Here is a 20,033-nt window from a genome sequence, read left to right as displayed (position 1 = left end):
CCCAAAAATGGTTGCATCACAATTCACGTATCATGGTGAGCATGAGCACGCTACTTGTTACCCGTAACGAAGACAAATCCGTCACCACCTCCTTTGAGGAAGGGGAATTCCTCGGCGAGGGTGACCTGACCGTTGACGTCTCTTATTCCTCGCTGAACTACAAGGACGCGATGGCGATTACCGGCGATCCCGGCGTCGTCCGCACCAACCCGCTGGTGCCCGGTATCGACGTGGTCGGCACTGTATCCGAGTCCAACGTGCAGCGCCTGCCGGTGGGCACCCTCGTTGCCTCCTTCGGCGATGGCCTTGGCGAATTCCGCCACGGCGGCTACACCCCAAAGCAGCGCGTCAATTCTCGCGCCACCGTTGCCCTGCCAGCAGATTTCACCGCGGAACAGGCCGCTGCCGTCGGTACCGCCGGTTACACCGCGGCGCTGTGCGTTAACTCGCTGCGCGGGCTTCCCGAGGGCCCCGTCCTCGTCACCGGCGCCACCGGCGGCGTCGGCTCCATCGCCGTCAACCTTCTGCGCAATGCCGGCTACGAGGTCCACGCCATGACCGGCCGCCCCGACGATTACGCCAACTACCTCCACGAGCTCGGCGCGCACGAGATCATCGACCGCGCCGAATTCACCGAACCGGGCAAGCCCCTGCAAAAGGCCATCTACGCCGGCGCCGTGGATACCTCCGGCTCCCAGGAGCTGGCAAACGTCTTGGCCCGTACCAAGTGGGGCGGCACCGTTGCCGCTACCGGTATGGCAAGCGGCCCTGACCTGCCCGCCACCGTGATGCCCTTCATCCTGCGCAACGTGCACCTAGCCGGCGTGAACTCCGTCGATGCCCCACTGCACTACCGCCAGAATGCTTGGCAGCTCCTCGCCCGCACCTTGGACCTGTCCATCCTGGAGTCCTTGACCAATACCCTTCCACTGGAAGATGCGGTGGAGGAAGCACAATCGCTCATCAACGGCAGCCACCACGGCCGCACGGTGCTGAAGATTTCCTAAGGCCTAAGCCCTTTAGGGCCTACAGCTAGAAAGGCACCCCGTCACTCCTGGCGGGGTGCCTTTTCTGTGCGCCGGGGCTCTTGGATCCTAGGCATCGCCCGCCAAGTGCCGCGTAATCTTCCTCGAGATGGCTCCCAGCAGCCGCAACTCCTCTTCCGTCAAGACAGAAACCACCTTTTCCTCTACTTTCGCGGTATGGTTCCCCAAGGCGGTGGCGAATGCCTCCTCGCCGCTTTTCGTCACTGTGACTTCAATAGCCCGGGGTCCTAGCTCCTCCGCGTGCCGCCTTGAAACCAACTCGCGCCGCTCCATCCGGACAAGCTGTCGGTGCAGCCGCGATTTCTCCCACCCAAGTTCCACAGCCAACTCATGCGGGCGGGTGCTCTGCCCACGGCGGCGCTGCAGAACGGCCAGCACCGCATAGTCAGCCTCACTCACATTCGCGGCTGCGTGCAGTGCGTTGACCAACTCCCTATGCAGCTCGCGCTGCATCGCTACAAAGTCCGCCCACGCCGCACTTTCTTCTGGGCGCACAGTTTCCCCCTTTGGCTTTGACTTAAATAGCATTATATACTGCACAGTTGATTACTCAACCGAGAATTGAGTAGAGCGGTTGGTCCATCAACCCCCACCATTTATTAGAGCGCGGGATTTGGACTTCCAATCATTCATAATTTCCATATTTTTGCCAATTTAAACGCATATACTTTGCTTTTCGTAAGCTATTTATTGGTTCTGACGTTAGCTAGATACTATCTATCATTAGGACTTAGTAAGTATCTATCGGCCGGATTTCGAGCCGGCTGAGACCCCCGTCGGGTAGGCGGCTGTCTATGATGGCGGACATGGATAAACTTTTTAGCGCCTGCGGATTCGACTTCCTGGACACGGAGGAACTCATCGCAGAGCTTCCCACGGAGCGGACCCTGTGGGACGCACCGGCTTTTGATCAAGTGCTCTACTATGCGGACCCCTCCGGGATCGCCGTCACGGCGATGGAGTACGAGGGGGAGTGGACCGTCTTACCGTCGTTCCGGGGTGGGGAAGACGTGGAGGCAACGCTATATCGCGCCATGCCATTTATTGGCATCCTTGAAATGGAAGATCTCCGGTGGGCGGTGCTTAGCGATGCCCCCTTCACGCTTCCCACCGGCAACCCCGTGGGCGGTGAAAAACTGCGCGGCCGCGTGCGACCCGCAGTCGTTGCGTTGGACTATGATTTAACGGAACCGGCGGAGTTCTCGCTGCAATCCCCAGCGACGGAACGGTTCTATCAAAACTACAAGCCCAGCCTGCTCAACCCGCAGGTCGAGCTAGCTGGCACCGTGAATAATGTCGAGAAAAAGACCAATGAATTTGGGGGAGGGGAGTTCTGGGTAAGCGAAATCGACGGACTCCCGCTCATTGTTGATGCCCCAGTTGAAGCGGGACAGGGAATCCGGGCGCACGGCATCGCGCTATGCGCCACGGAGTACTGGGATTAACCGCCTCGCTGATTGGAGAAGGTAGCTCCTACTGTTGCGGAGCCGCAGGTACCAAGGCTACAAGGCGCTCGAGGTAGCCCTTTACAAACTCGATGGTGCTGGACGGCTCGATCTTTCCGTCTTCACCAATGAGCTGGGGTGAATTGCCCAAGAATACCTCGGGCTGACCGGGCATCGGCATGTCGAAGTAGGACAGTGCTAGGCGCACGTTCTTGTGGGAGGAATACCCACCCATGCGGCCCACGGAGTGGCTAATGATGCCAGCTGGCTTATTCTTCCAGGACACATCGGAATTGGGTTTGGATCCGATATCGATGGCATTTTTTAAGCACGCCGGGATGGTCCGGTTGTTTTCGCTGGTGACGAACAAAATCGCGTCCGCATCCTTAATTGCATTGCGGAAATCGGTGTACGCTTCCGGCGTGGGTTTATCCGCCACGCCAGGATCGTCGTAGTCGAAATCATAGAGCGGGAGGTCACGCAGGTCGTAGCGCTGGCACTCAACGTGCTCGGGGACCAGTTCCATGGCATGGTTGGCGATCTTTTTCGCAATGCTTTCCCGCCGCAGGCTGCCGACGAGTACAAGAAGTTTCATGATATGTGTCCTTTCGTGTGGAGACTTAGTGGTTTTAGAAATCCCAGTCGGCATCGGAGGTCTCTACAGCTTTGCCGATGATATAAGAGGACCCCGAACCCGAAAAGAAATCGTGGTTTTCATCCGAACCTGGCGTGAGTGCCGCGAGGATTTTTGGGTTGACCTGACATTCCTCGTACGGGAAGAGGTTGGGATAGCCCAAATTCATCAAGGCTTTATTGGCGTTGTAGCGCACGAACGTCGCGACATCATCCATAAGCCCGTACGGTTCATAGAGCTCGCCGGAATAGCGCATCTCCAGGTCATAGAGCTCGCGCACCAAGTCAAAGGTAAATTCCCGCATGTCCTCGCGGCGAGCTTCCGTGGCGTGATCCAATCCCCGCTGGAACTTATATCCGGAGTAGTAGCCGTGGACCGCCTTATCCCGCAGGATGAGCCTGATCATGTCTGCCGTATTGGTCAGCTTTCCGTGCACGCTAAAGTGCAGCGGAAGATAGAAGCCGGCGTAAAGCAGCAAGGAGGACAAGAGGGTCGAGGCAACCTTGCGCTTTAGTGGGTCATCGCCATAGTAATGCACCATGACACTGGTCGCGCGCTGTTGCAGCACTGGGTTATCCACGGCCCACGCATAGGATTTCTCAATCTCTTCGGTGCTGGCCAGGGTAGAAAAGATTGAGGAATAGCTCCGCGCGTGTACCGCCTGCATGAAGGCGATATTGGTATAAACGGCCTCCTCATGCTCAGTCCGGGCATCTTGAATCTGGCTGATTTCTCCCACGGTGGCCTGCACGGTATCCAGTAGCGTCAGGCCGGTAAAAACGCGAATGGTGAGATCGCGTTCGGCTGGATCCATGCGCGACCAGTCATTGCGGTCATTGGAGAGCGGGACCTTTTCCGGCAACCAGAAATTCGAGGTCAGGCGGTTCCACACCTCCAGGTCCTTGTCATCCCAGATGCGATTCCAATTCACCGGGCGTAACGGGGTGGAAGCATCGTGGCGAAAATGCGGCGGGGTTTGGGATCGCTCAATGAGCTCTTGATATTTCATCGGTATTTTCTCTTTTCTTTGTCTTGGCGGCCCTAGCCGTCAGGCAATGGACGCGTGTGCGGCGGGGTAGAGGTGGTGCGCAAAGAAGTCCTGCAACCCCTCCCGTACGCGGGCAACATCACGGTCGGTGCCGAGCAGCTCAAAGCGGTAGAGCTCAGGCACGCCGCACTTTCGGGCTATCTGTGGCCCGGCGCAGCAATACGCCTCACCAAAATTGGTATTTCCAGAGGTGATGACGCCGCGCAGGAGTGCGCGGTTTTCCGGAACGTTGAGGAATTGGCGCACCTGCACCGGAATTGCCGCCTTGATATTGCCGCCACCGTAGGTCGGGACGATGAGCACAAAAGGCTCGGTGACATAGAGCATTCCTTCACGCTTCGGACGCAGAGGGATGCGTGCCGCTGGAAAGCCCAGCTTGTGGACGAATCGGTGGGTATTTTCACTGACCGAGGAAAAATACACAAGATTAGCGGCGGTTTTATTGCCGCAGGGTGGCGTCGAGGCTGTAGTCATCTCGCTCCTTAGTGGCTGCGCCGAGGCGCACTTTCTGCTTCAACTACAGATCTAACGTACTTTTAACTACGCCGCAACTAACCACCGTTGACATGCGCAAATACTCCCCTTCTTTCAGAAAAGAAGGGGAGAGGGGGAGGAGAGTTACATGCGCACCCACACGGCGCGGGCCGCATGGGAGCTCAAAGAAAACGCCGCGGAATGCTCATCTTGGGCATTCTCGTTCTGGTTGCCCTCTACGCGCACTGCCATCCCGCCGGAATAAGGTTGGCTATCCCGCACGCTCACGACAGCGCCGATGGTCAGGTTATTCTCGCTGAAAAAGCGCAGCAGATCGGCGTCTGCATCACTTATGCGATCGACTATGCCGGCCTCACCCGGTTCCAGATCGCTGAGTTTGCGCAGATCCCCTGGCTCGGACGCGGGGCTCGCGGCATAGTCCGCGGGATAGTCACCCGTGGCGCTGGGGATGGGGTCTCCATGCGGATCGCGGCTCGGAAAACCCAGTTCAGCGTCTATGCGCTCCAGAAAGAAATCGGAGACGCAGTGCTCCAATTGCTCAGCCTCCGCGTGGACCTGGTCCCAGCGGTAGTGCAGGGATTCCACCAGGAAAGTTTCAATAAGGCGGTGCCGCCGCACCATGGCGAGGGCAAAGGCACGCCCCTCGGTGCTCAGCCCGATGGCACCATAAGGCGTATGGGTGACGAGACCCTTTTTCTCTAGCCGCCGCACCGCATCCGACGCGCTGGAGAGCCGAACGCCTATGTGCTGGGCTAGCCTCTTTACCGTTACGGGATCGTCGTGCCATTCGCCCAGCTTAAACAGGGCCTTGAGGTAGTCCTGATTGGATGGCGAAAGGCCCGAGACGTCCACGCTCATTGGTTATTTAACCACCAGGTTCACCATCCGGCCGGGAACGTAGATCTTCTTCACCACGTTATTGCCGGAGATGAGGTCAGCTACCTTGGCATCAGCAAAAGCGGCCGCAAATACGGTGTCTTGGTCAGCATCGGCAGCAACGTTGATGCGGGACTTGACCTTGCCGTTGATCTGCACTGGCACCTGGATCTCATCATCTACCAGGTATTTCTCCTCAAAAGAGGGGAGTGGCTCGTAGGTGATGGTCTCATCGTGGCCAAAGCGCTGCCACAGTTCCTCCGCAATGTGCGGGGCGATGGGGGAGACCAGCTGGGCGATGGGCTCCACCGCCGCGCGCGGTGCCTCGGTGCGGTAGGTCTTGGTCAGGTAGTTGACGTACTCGATGAGCTTAGCCACGACCGTGTTCAGGCGCAGGTTCTCATAATCATCGCGCACGCCCGCGATGGTGCGGTGCAGCTGCTTCAGGTCATCCTGGGTGAGCTCGGCATCGGTAGTTGTCACTTCACCGGTGTCCTCATTGATGGCCAGGCGCCACAGGCGCTGCAGGAAGCGCTGCGAACCGACGACGTCCTTGGTCGCCCACGGGCGGGAGGTATCCAGCGGGCCCATGGACATCTCGTACACGCGCAGGGTATCGGCGCCGAAGTCGCGGCAGATATCGTCCGGGGCCACGGCGTTTTTCAGGGACTTGCCCATCTTGCCGTATTCCTGGTTGACCTCTTCGCCGTTGTAGTAGAACTTGCCGTCCTTTTCCTCTACCTCTGCGGCAGGGACATAAACGCCGCGGGAATCGGTATAGGCGTAGGCCTGAATATAGCCCTGGTTGTACAGGCGGCGATACGGCTCCTGCGAGCTGACAAAGCCCAGGTCAAAGAGCACCTTGTGCCAGAAGCGGGCGTAGAGCAGGTGCAGCACGGCGTGCTCGACGCCGCCGACGTACAGATCCACACCACCCGGATCGTTTTCACCGTGCTCATCCGGGCGCGGGCCGGTCCAGTAGCGCTCATTTTCAATATCGCAGAAGGCCTCGCTATTGCGGGGATCGATATAGCGTAGCTGGTACCAGGAGGAACCTGCCCACTGGGGCATAACGTTGGTATCGCGGTAATAGGTCTGCGGGCCATCGCCCAAATCCAGCTCTACCTCTACCCAATCGCGGACCTTGGCCAGCGGCGGCTGCGGCTCCGAGTCCTTATCGTCAGGATCGAAGGAGGCCGGTTTGTAGTCTTCCACCTCGGGCAGCTCCACCGGCAGCATCGACTCTGGCAGCGGGTGGGCCATGCCGTCCTTGTCGTAGACGATGGGGAAGGGCTCGCCCCAGTAGCGCTGGCGGGCGAAGAGCCAGTCGCGCAGCTTGTACTGAATCTTGCCGCGGCCAGAGCCATCCTTTTCCAGCCATTCGATGGCCTGGGAGATGGCCTCCGCCTTATTCAGGCCATTGAGGTCCAGGCCCTTATCGTTGGCGGAGTTTACCAACGCGCCGTCCTCGGTCCAGGCTTCTTCCTCGATATTGCCGCCGGAGACGACCTCCGTAATCGGCAGGCCAAAGGCTTGGGCAAACTCATAGTCGCGCGTATCGTGCGCGGGAACGGCCATGATGGCGCCGGTACCGTAACCGGTCAGTACGTAGTCCGCGATGAAGATCGGGATGCGCTTGCCGGAGACCGGGTTGGTGGCATAGGTGCCCAAGAATACGCCGGTCTTTTCCTTGTTTTCCTGGCGCTCCAGGTCCGACTTCGCTGCGATATCCGCGCGGTAGGACTCGACGGCTTCCTTCGGGTCATCGTTGCTGTAGGTCCAGCGCTCGTCCACGTCATCGTCGTAAGGAATGGGGGACAAGAGGGCATCGACAAGCTCATGCTCCGGTGCCAAGACCACGTATTCCGCGCCAAAGAGCGTGTCTGGCCGCGTGGTAAACACGTCGATGCCATAGCCTTCCGCGGGGAAAGTTACCTCCGCGCCGCGAGAGCGACCAATCCAGTTGCGCTGCATGGACTTGACCTTCTCCGGCCAATCCAGCAGCTCCAAATCATCGAGCAAGCGATCCGAATACGCGGTAATGCGCATCATCCACTGGGACAGGTTCTTGCGAAAGACCGGGAAGTTGCCGCGCTCGGACTTGCCTTCCGCGGTGACCTCCTCGTTGGCCAAGACGGTACCCAGGCCCGGGCACCAGTTCACCGTGGAGTTGGACAGGTAGACCAGGCGGAACTCATCGACGGCCTGGGCCTTCTCCTGCGGGGACAAATCCTCGTAGTAGCGCCCGTCCTTGGTGGTGCGCTTATTGGCCTCCAATTCCTTGATGAGCTCAGCAATGGGGCGAGCCTTTTGCTGCTCTTCATCGAACCAGGAGTTATAAATCTGCAGGAAGATCCACTGGGTCCACTTAAAGAACTCAGGATCCGTGGATTCCACCGAGCGGCGCGGATCGTGACCCAAGCCCAGCATGCCCAGCTGGCGGCGCATGTTGTCGATATTGGCCATCGTGGTGGTCCGCGGGTGCGTACCGGTCTGAATGGCGTACTGCTCGGCCGGCAAGCCGAAGGCATCATAGCCCATGGTGTGCAGCACATTCTTGCCCAGCATGCGGTTATAGCGGGCATAGGTATCGGTGGCGATATAACCAAACGGGTGCCCCACGTGCAGGCCCGCACCGGAAGGGTAGGGGAACATGTCCTGCACGTTGAGCTTTTCCTTGGGCAGCTCGCCCGCACCCGTAGCTAGCGAACCGACTGGGTTCGGCGCGTTAAAGGTCTCGTGGTCCTTCCAATACTGCTGCCAAGTCTTTTCGATCTGGTTCGCCAGCTCAGGGGTGTAGCGGTACGACGTGGAATCGCTCGGTTTAGTCATAAACACACAGTGTAATAGCCCCAATCCGGCGCAGGGTAGGCAGAGGTGGGTTTTGCTTCACTAATTCGGCGCCGTACCGGTAGCCAGGCGAAATTCCTTGACACGACTCCTGCGGTGAGTGCGGGAGAGTGGGGCAAAGAGTAAGGCGCGCTACGGGATGTTCCGGCAGTGTTTAGGAACTATTAACGCGCAGTTCCTTTCGTGGTTGAATCGCGCCTTTATCTTCAACTCAAGGCTTTGCACCCAGCCATGTCTGGGTGATTTCTCTCTTGTTTGCAGGGCCACCATCTCTTCGTCTCTCACCTCCATAAAGGACAATTCATGCGCACTTCTCTCCGCATTGGCGCCGCTGCCGTAGCCGCGACCGTAGCTACTGCTGGCGCAATTGCTCCAGCCACCGCCACCGAATCCCAGGGCCCAAAGAACATCATCTACATGATTGGTGATGGCATGGGCTACGGCCACGTGGCCTTCAACAACCTCTACGAAACCGGCCAGTCCAAGTACCTGGTCGATGGCGCATTTAGCGCCGAAGGACCAGAAGAACTCGATGGCGAATCCGTGCAGCGCTTCGAAGACTTCAACCGCCTGTCCATGACCACCTATCCCAATAACTCTTCCTACGACCCACAACAGGCGTGGGCTAGCCACGAGTACGTGGATAAGGGATACACCGATTCTTCTGCTGCCGGTACCGCCATGTCCACCGGTGTGAAGACCGATAACGGCAAGCTGGGCGTTAATGATTACGGCCACGAGCAGGAAAACACCTCCGAGCGCGCCAAGAAGGCCGGAAAGTCCGCCGGTGTGGTCTCCTCCGTGCCGTTTAGTCACGCCACTCCAGCTGCCTGGGCCGCGCACAATATCTCCCGCAATAACTACATTGAGATTGCGGATGAGATGTTCAACTCTGATCTCGATGTCATCATGGGTGCCGGCCACCCGTTCTACGACGATGACAATAAGAAGAAGGATGAGGCCAAGTACAAGTACCTGTCTGAAGAGGTCTACAACAAGCTATCGTCCGGCGAGTCCGACTGGAACTACGCCGAAACCAAGGAGCAATTTGAGGCGTTGGCCCAAGGCGATGTCGCGGCGGGGGAGAAGTACTTCGGCCTGGCCCCTGTGGCCTCTACCTTGCAGCAGGCACGCTCCGGCGAGTCCGCGGAACCTTTTGACATTCCCTTCAACGAAGTCGTGGATCTTCCCACCATGACCACCGGCGCCCTCAACGCACTGGGCCAAAATGACGAGGGCTTCCACGTCATGATTGAAGGCGGTGCCATCGACTGGAGCGGCCACGGCAACGAATCCGCCCGCGATATCGAAGAGGTACAGGACTTCAATAAGTCCGTCGATGCCGCCATCGACTGGGTAGAAGAAAACTCCTCCTGGGACGAGACCCTGTTGGTCGTTACCGCTGACCACGAAACTGGATACCTCTCCGGTGCCAACGAGCGCTCTGAGGGTAAGTTCAACTCCATGAATGGTGGCGGTGGCAACACCCTGCCCTCTGGCCACCAGTGGTACTCCACGCAGCACACCAACCAGGTCGTCCCATTCTTCTTCAAGGGTGCTGGCTCTGAGGCCCTTCGCGCGAAGGCCACCCACACCGACCCCGTGCGCGGTGACTACATCGATAACACCACCTTGGCCAAGCTCACCTTGAATGAATGGTGGATAAAGCATGATGACCAGGGCGGAAACGAGCAGGCAGACGATTCTGCATCCGATCAGCCCGGTAATAACGCCGGTACCGATGACGGCTCTTCCAAGAGCGGGCTGCTCGCTGGCATCGCGGGTGCCGGTATCGCCTCTCTAGCCATCGGGGCCATTGCCTTCTTGGCGCAGCAGCTGGGCATCATCACCATCAACCCGAATGCGTGGCGGAACTTCTTCCACTAACCCGCGCTATTAGTCGCGCGCAAAGGCTTTCATCACTCTCAGTGGTGAAAGCCTTCTTTTTGCCCTCTGCCTGCAGAATCCACATCTTTTCAAAAATGATCTAGGCTGGTGTAAATGAGCCAGGAGAAGTTTCGTAGCCAGCTATCATCTTTTCTAGACGCGGCGGTTTTTCAAGGGGTCCCGCATCTTCGCCTCTCGCCGGATACCGATACTTTAGAGCTTTACCTGCCAGCCGTAAGCGCGGCCTATGAACCGGAAGACCCCCAATGGACCGTGACCACGCAGTTGCTGGATGGCACGGAGGTCACCCGCAAGTTTTATTACGTCGCCGGTGAGGAACCTGGCCTGTGGGTTTCCATGCCGCAGCCCTTTACCCACCTTGCCGTAACGTTTGCGGAGCAAACGCTGGAGTTTGCGGGTATTGCCAATGGCGGCCTGCTGCTCGATTCCGCGCACCGGCCCGTCGATAGCACGCAGCCCATCCCGCAGGGCGCGTATATCTTCATCGCACCGACCGGTACGCAGTTAACTCCTGTCCCGGATAGTCAGCCGCGCCCGCACGGCGCGTGGGAAGGCTGGTCCATCTTTGAGGTAGCGACAGAAGATTCCTTCTCCATTGCTGTGCCGCGCCAGGACAAGACCACCAGCACCGTCGCGGAGAGCGCGGATTTTTCCTGGGATATGGCGGTCAAGTCCTTGCCCAACGCGCGCGGGCTGGACGGCGAGCTGGTGTACACGAAATCCCCACGCCTCTTGGTCAATACCCCACTGCACCTACAACTGACCTATGTCCCCATCGGTGGGGAAGAGGAAGAAATCTTAGAAGATGAGCTGCCGGAGGGAATCCATGAGGTTCTACCCGGTGACGTCTTCGAAGACCCCTGGGTGGGCCGGTACCGCTTTAGCCTGTACAAGGGCGAGGAGCTTGTCGATGTCCACTATCTCAACTTTGCCGAAACCCTCCACATGCGCTCCAAGAATGAGGGACCCCGCGGCACCAACTTCCGCTTCATTGATGCGCTGGGGAACCTCTCACCGTTTAGCTATGCGCTTGCCTCGTCTCCCGATAAGCCCATTCAGATGGAAAAGGGCCAGCGCGTATTTGGCGAAGACGAATCGGTGCGCGAGGAAACCATCAGCAGTGAGGCCGGCTACGAGCTGACCTTTGAGGTCATCCCGGCCACCATCCGCACGCGCGTAAAGCGCACCGCGGCCGAGCCCGTGGATTATATGGATAAGCAGGTCATCCTGGCGGATCAGCTGGATGCGGATGCACTCTTTACGGTGCACTCGCCGGAGCCACTGCCGCTGGCGAAATTCGTGGTCATTGATAAGAATCAGAAGATCCGGGATCTCGTTATCGCCAATGGTTCGACGGAGGCGACGACCACGCTCTCCGTCCCGAATCGCGCCCTCAAGGCCGCGCTGACCAAGAAGTCCTCGCTGGAGCTCTACCTCCTGTGGTCCACGCTGTCTTATGAGGAGTACCTAGAGGGCCTGCCGGATAAGGAGCGCGCGGCGCACCTCAAGCGCAGCATGGATCGCCGCGTGATGGAGTACGAGGCAACCGCGGCAAGCGATTTGATTTATGCCGCCATCGCCACGGTGCGCAAGGCACCGCTGGTGGCCCGCGCCACCATCGAAGACGGTATCTTGGTGCCCGAGCAAACCTACGAGGAAGAAGTGGAGCTTTTGGCGTGGGCGTGGCCGCTCGGCAATCCCGCCAGCGAGCCGCTGCCCTTGGAGCCGGTAGAGGAGGGCTTCGAACTACCGGAGGAATTGCACGAGGCTGGCGATCTCATCGTGGACTTCCGCGAGGATGAGCCTGCAAGCGATCTCGCCGCCCCGCAGTACCCACCGGCAAGCTCTCTTATCATCTTCCACGACGGCGAGAGTGAGAATACCGCCGGCACGTGGGAAAACTATGCCGCCCTGCGGCGCCTCGCCCCCAAGGCCAAGGAAACCTTCGCGGGTGTTATCCAGGACATTGAGGCCGATCCGCGCGCCAGCCTCGATGCGCTTATGCAGGTGGACTTCGAGCGTGGCCAGCGCATGCGCGCATTGGTGCGCACGGGCCTGATTACCCGTTCCTTTAACCGCGATGGGGCAGAGGCTGCGGATCCTTCTTCCGTGCTTGCTGCGCTTGCCGATGCCAACCAGGCCCACGTGGAACAGTCCGGCTCGCCCTCGCTCTGGCGGACTGCCACCACGGGAGTAGACGATGTCACCCGCCCCATGCTGCTCATGAGCGCCACCGGCGAGGCCCCAACGCCCGCCACGGACAGTGCGCAGCTATGCGATGACGCCCACCGTATCGCCGCGCTGCGGGAATGCTTTGCCAATGACTTGGCGCTGACCCGCCTAGGAACCATGTCCAACCTGCGCACTACCGCCCTGCAATTGCGGGTGACGCTACAGCAGTTGGACGTTGATAAGTCGGTATTGCACACGCTGCTCGCCCTGGATGCCTTTGGGGATGGAAACACGGATCTCGGTAGCTCCGCTTGGATGCCATTTATTTCCTATGTTTTTGCCATTGCCGCACGTGGGGTGGCCAATGGGAAGCTGACGGATGCGGCCGTGGCCTCCGCGCTGGATAACGCCCTCCCGCAGCTCGCGGAGGCGGTTTCGCTGGCCCCAGAGCTGTTTTACCGGGATATTCTCACTGCGGAGGCTCTTACCCGCGACTACAGTGACTGATATGCAGGTTATTTCCACCAACGTCGCCGTACGCAGGCCGGATCCGAGCGGGAGGCATGAGTTTTCGGGCATCGACAAGCGCCCGCAAGACTTTATCGATGTTTCCGCACCTGGCCCCAATTACGGCGATGGCTCTGGCGTGCGCGGCGATTCTATCGGCGATAGCGAGCACCACGGTGGAAGTGACAAAGCGGTCTATGCCTATGCCCGCGAGGAGCTAGATTATTGGGAGGATTCGCTGGGCCGCACGCTGAATTCAGGGGCCTTTGGGGAAAACCTCACTACGCGCGGCATTGATCTCTCCGCGCTGCTTATCAACCAACGCCTCCACATCGGCACGACTACGCTCGAGGTCTCCGTACCCCGCCAGCCATGCGCAACCTTTTCCGGCTGGGTGCAGGAGAAGGGCTGGCTCAAGCGGTGGACCGCGCGCGGCGATTGCGGCGTGTACTTCCGCGTCATTTCGCCCGGGCGCATTTCTACTGGGGATGCCATCACCTGCGGCCCCGCTCCCGCGCACGATATCACCATGCGCATGGCGTTTGCGGCCAAGATGGGGGACCGGGCGATGGCCCGGCGCGTGGTCGATGCCGAGTGCTTGCCGCCCCAGCACGCAAAAAAGCTCCGGGTATAAACCCGGAGCCAAATACCTGTGCCGCTTTAGGCCGTCTGCGTGCCCTCTGCGGCGCTGATAACGGGCGCCTTCGCCTTGGGGTAGCGGCCGTGCACCATGTAGTAGTACACCGCCGCGACGACGATGAGGCCGGCGAGGATGAGGTACATCGTATCGAAGCCAGTGGCACTCACGATGGGGCCAAGCCCGAAGGGGGCGAGGCCGATGCCGAAGTCCATCAAGAGGAACATCGTGGAGATGCCCGCGCCTATTTGGGCAGCCGATACAGAGCGCACCGAGATGGCCTGGCAGGCGGGGCTTAGCGTGCCGTATCCCATGCCCGTAAATGCACCCGCGACCACGAGCATGACGTCATTGCTGGGAAAGCCCATGATGATAAGGGCGATGGCGAAGGACACCAGGCCCAGGTACATAACCGAATTGTCGCCTTTGTGGTCCTGGATGCGCCCCAAGAAGAAGCGCATGATGAGCATGACTACGGCGTAGCCGATGAAAAAGAGGCCGGCGCCGGTGGCCAGGTCCTCTTCGCGCGCATAGGCGTTGAGATAGGTGACCACGCCGGAGTAGGCGATGCCCACCAGGAGCATGAAAATACCAATGGGCACCACGTTGGGGTGCACGGCATTGCGCAGCTTGAAAGCGGGCTTTTCTTCATCGAGCTCCGCCGGGTAGCGCAATACGAGCGCCAGCACGAGGGAGACGATATTGGAACCCAGGGCGACCGCGAAGAGGGTGTTGTAGCCAATATTATTGGCCAAGAACAAGCCCACTGCCGGGCCAAAGGCGGTGGCAAGTGTAGTGCCGAGGGCGAAGTAGCCGGTGCCCTCCGCGCGGCGCTGTTGGGGGATGACGGACTGCGCAACGGCCATGAGCGCCGTAGAGGTCAACGCATAGCCTGCGCCGTGAAGCAGCCGCACGAGGATGAGGACGGCCACGTTATGGACCACGAAATAGCCCACCGTCACGATACTGACAAAAGCCAGCGAGGTCAGGGCGGCGCGCTTTTGCCCCACGCGGTCCACCAACCAGCCAGAGAAGATGCGCATGAACGTCGCACCCAAAACAAAGGCGCTAGAGGCAAAGCCGCTGACGGTATCGGAGGCCCCGAAGCTTTCGACGGCATACAGGGCCATGGTCGTTACCGTTAAGTAGAAGACAAGAAACTGGCCAAAATTAGCCACCCACGCCAACAGGAACGTGGGTGTAACCAATGGCGGCTGAGCCGCTGAATTCGTTGTTGACAAGACTCACTCCAATTAAAAATAAAAAATCCTCCCAACCGCGCACGGCCCCAAAAGGGCCGCGTGCGGGGAGAAGGAAAGCAATCACAATTATGCGGGGAGTGAGTATACGCCGCTGGCACTTAAATGTTTAATCAAACACGGTTATAAGCGCGCTCTAAACAGTGATTGCGTTGCCGATTGAAGGCCTAAGCGTTGGCATAAGGGTCGCGGATGCCCAGGTACTGCACGGAGGTGTATTCCTCGATACCTTCCGCGCCACCCTCGCGGCCCATTCCGGATTGCTTGACGCCACCGAAGGGGGCAGCGGCGTTAGAGATAACGCCGGCGTTGAAGCCCATCAGGCCGAACTCTAGGCCATCGGCGATGCGCCACAGGCGGTCGGAATTCTCGGTAAAGACGTAAGACGCCAAACCGTACTCGGTATCGTTGGCGATCTCGAGCGCCTCTTCCTCGGTGCTGAAGGTGATAATCGGGGCGACTGGGCCGAAGATCTCTTCCTGGGCGACGCGTGTTTCACGTGAAACATTGGTAATCACCGTTGGCTCGTAGAAGTAGCCGGCGCCATCCCCGCGCTTACCGCCGGTGGCGATGGTAGCGCCCTTTTCTGCAGCATCGTCCACCAGTGCCGCAATGCTCTCCAAAGCCTTGGACTCGACGAGCGGACCGCAGGTAACACCTTCGTCCATGCCATTGCCCAAATTGAGCTTCTCGAATTCCGCAACGAGCTTCTCGGAGAACTCCTCGGTAACAGACTCGTGGACCAAGAAGCGGTTAGCCGCGGTGCAGGCCTCGCCAATATTGCGCATCTTGGCGCCCATCGCACCCTGGACTGCTTGGTCAATATCTGCGTCCTCAAAGACAATGAATGGGGCATTGCCGCCCAGTTCCATGGAGGTACGCAGCACATTATCGGCCGCGCCCTTCAAAAGGGTCCGACCCACTGGGGTAGAACCAGTGAAGGAAAGCTTGCGCAAGCGGTCATCGGCAAGCAATGGCTCCGAAATTGCAGATGCAGACTTACCGGCAACGACGTTAAGCACGCCCTTTGGAAGCCCAGCATCGATCATGGTCTGCGCAAAGTACTGCGCAGTCAGGGGAGTCAGCTTGGCCGGCTTGAGCACCATCGTGCAGCCTGCTGCCACCGCGGGAGCCACCTTGCGGGTAGCCATGGCCAACGGGAAGTTCCACGGGGTGATCAAGAGGCAGGGGCCCACCGGCTTGCGGCGAGTGATCATCCGCAGCGTGCCTTCTGGAACGGTCGCGGCGCGACCGTAATCGCGCACCGTTTCCTCACTGAACCAACGCAGGAACTCGCCGCCATAAGTGACCTCACCCTTAGCTTCCGCGAAGGGCTTACCCATCTCTAGTGTCATCAGTGCTGCGAATTCATCCGCCCGCTCCTGTACTAGATCGAATGCTCGGCGCAGAATCTCCGCGCGCTCGCGCGGTGTGGTGCGTGCCCATTCATCCTGCACGGCACAGGCAGCGTCGAGGGCAGCAATCGCATCATCCGAGTTTGCGGAAGACAGCGTCGCCAGCGTCTCGCCCGTCGCTGGGTTTTCTACGTCAAAAGTCTCACCGGAGGTGGAATCGCGCCACTCACCACCGATAAGCAATTGGGTGGGAACCTTTGCAATTACCTCTTCGATATTAATACTCACTTATCGTCACCTTTCTTGAAGATATAGACCTGCACCACATTACCCTTAACGGACACGAAGACCACTTATTAGATACCGATTGAATATTTTTCACTTGTTTCTTCCGCGCTATAGAAATTTAGGCTAGGCTAGTGCCCATGAAGAAAATGACTACTCGTTGGTGGTGGCGCGCGTAACTCGCGGGCCTTTCTTCGCAACCCATTTTTAGGCTCGCATTCTGCGGGCCTTTCGGCGTTTTCAGTGCCTTTGCTCGCGGATACCTCGGGTCCCTCGCACTCTGTTCCTCAGTTACTCCTGAAAGGGCACTGCAATGACATACACCGCCACCCGCGATATTGCCTATTGCCGGGATGCCTCAGCGCTATTTCATAGCTTGGCGCGATCGAGCGATTCCTTATTATTGGAAAGCGCTGATATTGAAACCAAGAAGAGCCTCACGTGCTTGGCCGTGCTTGATGCCGCGGCAAAAGTCACCTGCACCGGCCAGCGGGTTCGCGTCCTGGCGCTCAGCCCAGCGGGGGAGCAGCTCATCACCATGCTGCAATCGCGCTTTACAGACCGGATTGTTTCACGTGAAACCACGGAAATTGTTTTTGAGTTCTCGCCCTCCAACGAGTCCGATGAACGGCAACGGCTCCTAGATGAATCGACGGCGGATATCCTCCGCGCGCTGCAGCGCGATGATTCCTATTCCTCGCCCCTATTGCCCTTCGTCGCCGGCGGGTTTGCCTATGACTATTTGGCCACTTTTGAAAACTTACCTGAGGTAGGCGAGGGGCCCAATAAGTTTCCCGATTATGAATTCCTCGTCGCCCAAACCGTCCTCGCGGTGGATCACCTCACGCAGACGGCGCACGTAGAGGGCTGGGATATCGACCGAGCCCGCTTGGAAGACACGCTCGATGCACTCACCGGCACAGCCGTAGCCGAGATAAAGAATCCAGAGCCCAGCCAGCCCGCGGGCACCTTGACGGCGACCGCGGATATTGATGATGCCGCGTTTTGCGAACAGGTAACGCGGCTCAAGGACAACATTGACTCAGGCGATATTTACCAGGTCGTCCCCGCCCGTACCTTCACGGTAGATTGTCCCGATGCTTTCGCGGCCTACCGCCAGCTCCGGGAGGCCAATCCTTCGCCGTATATGTTCTATCTCCGGGGAGAGGATTATGAGCTTTTCGGCGCATCGCCGGAGTCCAATTTGAAGTTTGATCCAAAGACGCGGCAGGTGGAGCTCTATCCCATTGCCGGAACCAGGCCCCGCGGGCTCAACCCGGACGGCACCATCAACGATGAATTAGATATCCGCAACGAACTCGAGATGCGCACGGATACCAAGGAGCTAGCTGAGCACACCATGCTGGTAGATCTCGCGCGCAATGATCTCGCCCGCGTAGCAGAATCCGGCACGCGGCGGGTAGCAGACTTGCTCCAAGTAGACCGCTACTCGCGGGTCATGCACTTGGTCTCCCGCGTGACCGCCACCTTGCACAAAGACTTCGATGCCCTCGATGCCTACCGCGCCTGCATGAACATGGGAACGTTGACCGGCGCGCCCAAGCTACGCGCCAGCGAGCTCATCCGCCAAGCCGAACACAAACGCCGTGGCTCCTACGGCGGCGCAGTGGGGTACCTGCGCGGCGACGGCGCCATGGATACCTGCATTGTCATTCGCTCCGCCTTCGTGCACCGCGGTACGGCTGCTGTTCAAGCCGGTGCCGGGGTGGTGCACGATTCCGTCCCGCAATCCGAAGCCGATGAAACCCTGCACAAGGCCTATGCCGTTCTCCACGCCATTGTCCTCGCGCACAACGCCACCCTGGAGGTACAGCGATGAATTCGCCGCATGTGGTTCTGCTCGATAACCACGATTCCTTTGTCTATAACCTCGTCGACGCCCTCGCCGGCTACCGCACCACCGTCTACCGCAACAGCGTGTCCGTCGCGGAGGTGCTCGCAGCCGAGCCCGAAATTATTGTGCTTTCCCCGGGCCCTGGGCATCCGCGCGATGCTGGCTGCATGATGGAGCTTATCGATGCCACCTTGGGCACCATCCCCATCCTCGGCGTCTGCCTAGGTTTCCAGGCGCTACTGGAATACCACGGGGGCGGGGTAGGGCCCTGCGGGCCGGTGCACGGTAAGTCCATGCCCATGACGCTTACCGATGCCGGCACCGCCCACCCAGTCTTCGCCGGCCTAGCCACCGATGCCGACCCCGCCCAGCCCGGCGTCCCCGGTACCCAGGTCCCGGTGGCGCGGTATCACTCCTTGGGGTGCACGCAGGTGCCGGCCGGCATGCGGGTGCTCGCGGAGACGAAGGCGGGTATCGGCACCATCGCGATGGCGGCCGAAACGGACGATGGCATGGCGCTGGGGATGCAATTCCACCCAGAGTCGATTCTTTCTCCTCGTGGCCCAGACATGCTGAACCGTTGCATTCACCGACTATCTACTCATCCCACCATGGAGCTGAAGCACTAATGACCAACCAAAGCCCATTGAAAACACTGCAAGCCTTCTTGGATAATCCCGCGCCCACCGTGGAGGAGGCCACCGAGGTCTTCACCCCAGTTGCCGTGGGCGATTACGACGATATTCAAATCTCCGCGCTGCTTACACATATCCGCACCCGCGGCGAGACCCTCGCGGATATTACGGGCGCCGCCAAGGCGTTCCTGAAAGTTGGCCACCCATTTCCCATTACCGGAAAGGGACTCATGGACTCCGCGGGGACGGGCGGCGATGGCGCGAATACCATCAATATCACGACAGCCGCCTCCTTAGTCGCCGCCGCTGGGGGAGTGAGGATGGTCAAGCACGGCAATCGATCCGTCTCCTCCAAGTCCGGTTCTGCCGACGTGCTTGAGGCACTGAATATTCCGCTGGACCTCGACGTGGATCGCGCCGTGCGGCAGTTCGAAGCCTCCAACTTCACCTTCCTCTTTGCTCCGGCCTACAACCCGGCCGTAGCCCACGTGCAACCGGTGCGCAAGGCGCTCGGGGTCTCCACCATTTTCAATACCTTGGGGCCCTTGCTCTCCCCGGGCCGCCCCGAGCTTCAGATCATGGGCATCGCCAACCCAGCACAAGGCCCCATGATCGCGGAAGTTTTCCGGGAGCTGGGGCGTACACGGGCGCTCGTCGTCCACGGTGCGGGTACCGATGAAATCGCTACCCACGGCACCACACAGGTCTGGGAACTAAAGGACGGCGAAATTTCGCACTATGAGCTAACGCCGGAGGCGCTGGGCATCGCCAAGCATGAGCTCAGTGAGCTCGCCGGCGGCGACGGACAAGATAATGCCGAGCACGTGCGCGCCATCTTTAATGGCTCGGGTAAGCCGGCGCACTATGATGCGGTCGCGGCATCGGCTGGAGCGATGTTTTATCTGGTTGGCACCGCGGCAACGATTGCGGAGGGCGTCGCGCACGCCAAGGGGCTCATCGATAGCGGGGACGTGGACCGCTGGCTGCGCACCCACGAGGAAGCCGAATACTAAAGAAACCACACTA

At 59.3% G+C, this 20,033-nt stretch carries 16 protein-coding genes; 8 read left to right on the top strand and 8 right to left on the bottom strand.

Annotation, left to right across the window (positions count from 1 at the left end):
* Nucleotides 1–32 precede the first annotated feature (32 nt).
* On the top strand, nt 33–1,007 hold the full coding sequence (locus tag ABRP98_RS05925; RefSeq protein WP_284770821.1) for an MDR family oxidoreductase: 975 nt from the start codon (nt 33–35) through the stop codon (nt 1,005–1,007).
* Between the two features lie 87 nt (nt 1,008–1,094).
* Here the strand turns inward: ABRP98_RS05925 and ABRP98_RS05920 are convergent, their stop codons facing one another.
* Nucleotides 1,095–1,574 carry a MarR family winged helix-turn-helix transcriptional regulator gene (locus tag ABRP98_RS05920; RefSeq protein ID WP_349858015.1) on the bottom strand — a complete coding sequence of 160 codons (480 nt, stop codon included), beginning with the start codon at nt 1,572–1,574 and terminating at the stop codon, nt 1,095–1,097.
* 278 nt (nt 1,575–1,852) lie between these two features.
* Between ABRP98_RS05920 and ABRP98_RS05915 the strand changes: the two genes are divergently transcribed.
* On the top strand, nt 1,853–2,491 hold the full coding sequence (locus ABRP98_RS05915) for a hypothetical protein (protein WP_349858013.1): 639 nt from the start codon (nt 1,853–1,855) through the stop codon (nt 2,489–2,491).
* Between the two features lie 28 nt (nt 2,492–2,519).
* Here the strand turns inward: ABRP98_RS05915 and ABRP98_RS05910 are convergent, their stop codons facing one another.
* The 5 genes from ABRP98_RS05910 to leuS form a co-directional block, all read right to left on the bottom strand.
* Nucleotides 2,520–3,086, bottom strand: a complete 567-nt coding sequence (locus tag ABRP98_RS05910) for an NADPH-dependent FMN reductase (RefSeq protein ID WP_349858011.1) — start codon at nt 3,084–3,086, stop codon at nt 2,520–2,522.
* Nucleotides 3,087–3,120: 34 nt separating this feature from the next.
* Nucleotides 3,121–4,134 (bottom strand): class 1b ribonucleoside-diphosphate reductase subunit beta, encoded by a 1,014-nt coding sequence (gene nrdF, locus ABRP98_RS05905; protein WP_284770817.1) that lies wholly within the window; start codon nt 4,132–4,134, stop codon nt 3,121–3,123.
* A gap of 39 nt (nt 4,135–4,173) precedes the next feature.
* Nucleotides 4,174–4,647, bottom strand: coding sequence for a class Ib ribonucleoside-diphosphate reductase assembly flavoprotein NrdI (gene nrdI / locus ABRP98_RS05900; protein ID WP_284609522.1), 474 nt, complete (start codon nt 4,645–4,647; stop codon nt 4,174–4,176).
* Nucleotides 4,648–4,791: 144 nt separating this feature from the next.
* Nucleotides 4,792–5,526 carry a metal-dependent transcriptional regulator gene (locus ABRP98_RS05895; RefSeq protein WP_349858010.1) on the bottom strand — a complete coding sequence of 245 codons (735 nt, stop codon included), beginning with the start codon at nt 5,524–5,526 and terminating at the stop codon, nt 4,792–4,794.
* A gap of 3 nt (nt 5,527–5,529) precedes the next feature.
* The gene (leuS, locus tag ABRP98_RS05890; RefSeq protein WP_349858009.1) at nt 5,530–8,376 is read right to left on the bottom strand and encodes a leucine--tRNA ligase; all 2,847 of its coding nucleotides are present in this window, start codon (nt 8,374–8,376) and stop codon (nt 5,530–5,532) included.
* Between the two features lie 321 nt (nt 8,377–8,697).
* On the opposite strand from leuS, the gene ABRP98_RS05885 reads away from it, so the two are divergent.
* The 3 genes from ABRP98_RS05885 (at nt 8,698) to ABRP98_RS05875 (ending at nt 13,615) form a co-directional block, all read left to right on the top strand.
* Entirely contained in the window at nt 8,698–10,281 is a 1,584-nt protein-coding gene (locus tag ABRP98_RS05885) for an alkaline phosphatase (protein ID WP_349858008.1), read from the top strand.
* A 114-nt stretch (nt 10,282–10,395) separates the two neighbouring features.
* Entirely contained in the window at nt 10,396–12,981 is a 2,586-nt protein-coding gene (locus ABRP98_RS05880) for a hypothetical protein (protein ID WP_349858007.1), read from the top strand.
* Nucleotide 12,982: 1 nt separating this feature from the next.
* On the top strand, nt 12,983–13,615 hold the full coding sequence (locus ABRP98_RS05875; protein ID WP_284770811.1) for an MOSC domain-containing protein: 633 nt from the start codon (nt 12,983–12,985) through the stop codon (nt 13,613–13,615).
* 26 nt (nt 13,616–13,641) lie between these two features.
* Here ABRP98_RS05875 and ABRP98_RS05870 read toward each other — a convergent pair whose 3' ends face one another.
* Both ABRP98_RS05870 and ABRP98_RS05865 read right to left on the bottom strand, forming a co-directional pair.
* On the bottom strand, nt 13,642–14,805 hold the full coding sequence (locus ABRP98_RS05870) for an MFS transporter (protein WP_349858039.1): 1,164 nt from the start codon (nt 14,803–14,805) through the stop codon (nt 13,642–13,644).
* Between the two features lie 239 nt (nt 14,806–15,044).
* A complete protein-coding gene (locus ABRP98_RS05865) occupies nt 15,045–16,520 on the bottom strand; it encodes an NAD-dependent succinate-semialdehyde dehydrogenase (protein ID WP_349858006.1) in 1,476 nt (491 codons plus the stop codon).
* A gap of 310 nt (nt 16,521–16,830) precedes the next feature.
* Here ABRP98_RS05865 and ABRP98_RS05860 point away from each other — a divergent pair, with 310 nt between their 5' ends.
* The 3 genes from ABRP98_RS05860 to trpD are packed head-to-tail and all read left to right on the top strand — an operon-like array spanning nt 16,831 to nt 20,020.
* A complete protein-coding gene (locus ABRP98_RS05860; RefSeq protein ID WP_349858005.1) occupies nt 16,831–18,357 on the top strand; it encodes an anthranilate synthase component 1 in 1,527 nt (508 codons plus the stop codon).
* Complete coding sequence (locus tag ABRP98_RS05855; RefSeq protein WP_349858004.1) at nt 18,354–19,001, top strand: anthranilate synthase component II; 648 nt, start codon at nt 18,354–18,356, stop codon at nt 18,999–19,001. Before ABRP98_RS05860 ends, ABRP98_RS05855 begins: the two co-directional genes overlap by 4 nt.
* Nucleotides 19,001–20,020, top strand: coding sequence for an anthranilate phosphoribosyltransferase (trpD, locus tag ABRP98_RS05850; RefSeq protein ID WP_349858003.1), 1,020 nt, complete (start codon nt 19,001–19,003; stop codon nt 20,018–20,020). The genes ABRP98_RS05855 and trpD overlap by 1 nt, the downstream gene beginning before the upstream one ends.
* The last annotated feature ends 13 nt before the right edge of the window (nt 20,021–20,033 follow it).

The organism is Corynebacterium sp. KPL2838 (assembly GCF_040225455.1).
Taxonomy (GTDB): Bacteria; Actinomycetota; Actinomycetes; order Mycobacteriales; family Mycobacteriaceae; genus Corynebacterium; species Corynebacterium rhinophilum.
This window is presented reverse-complemented; position numbering and strand designations above follow the sequence as displayed.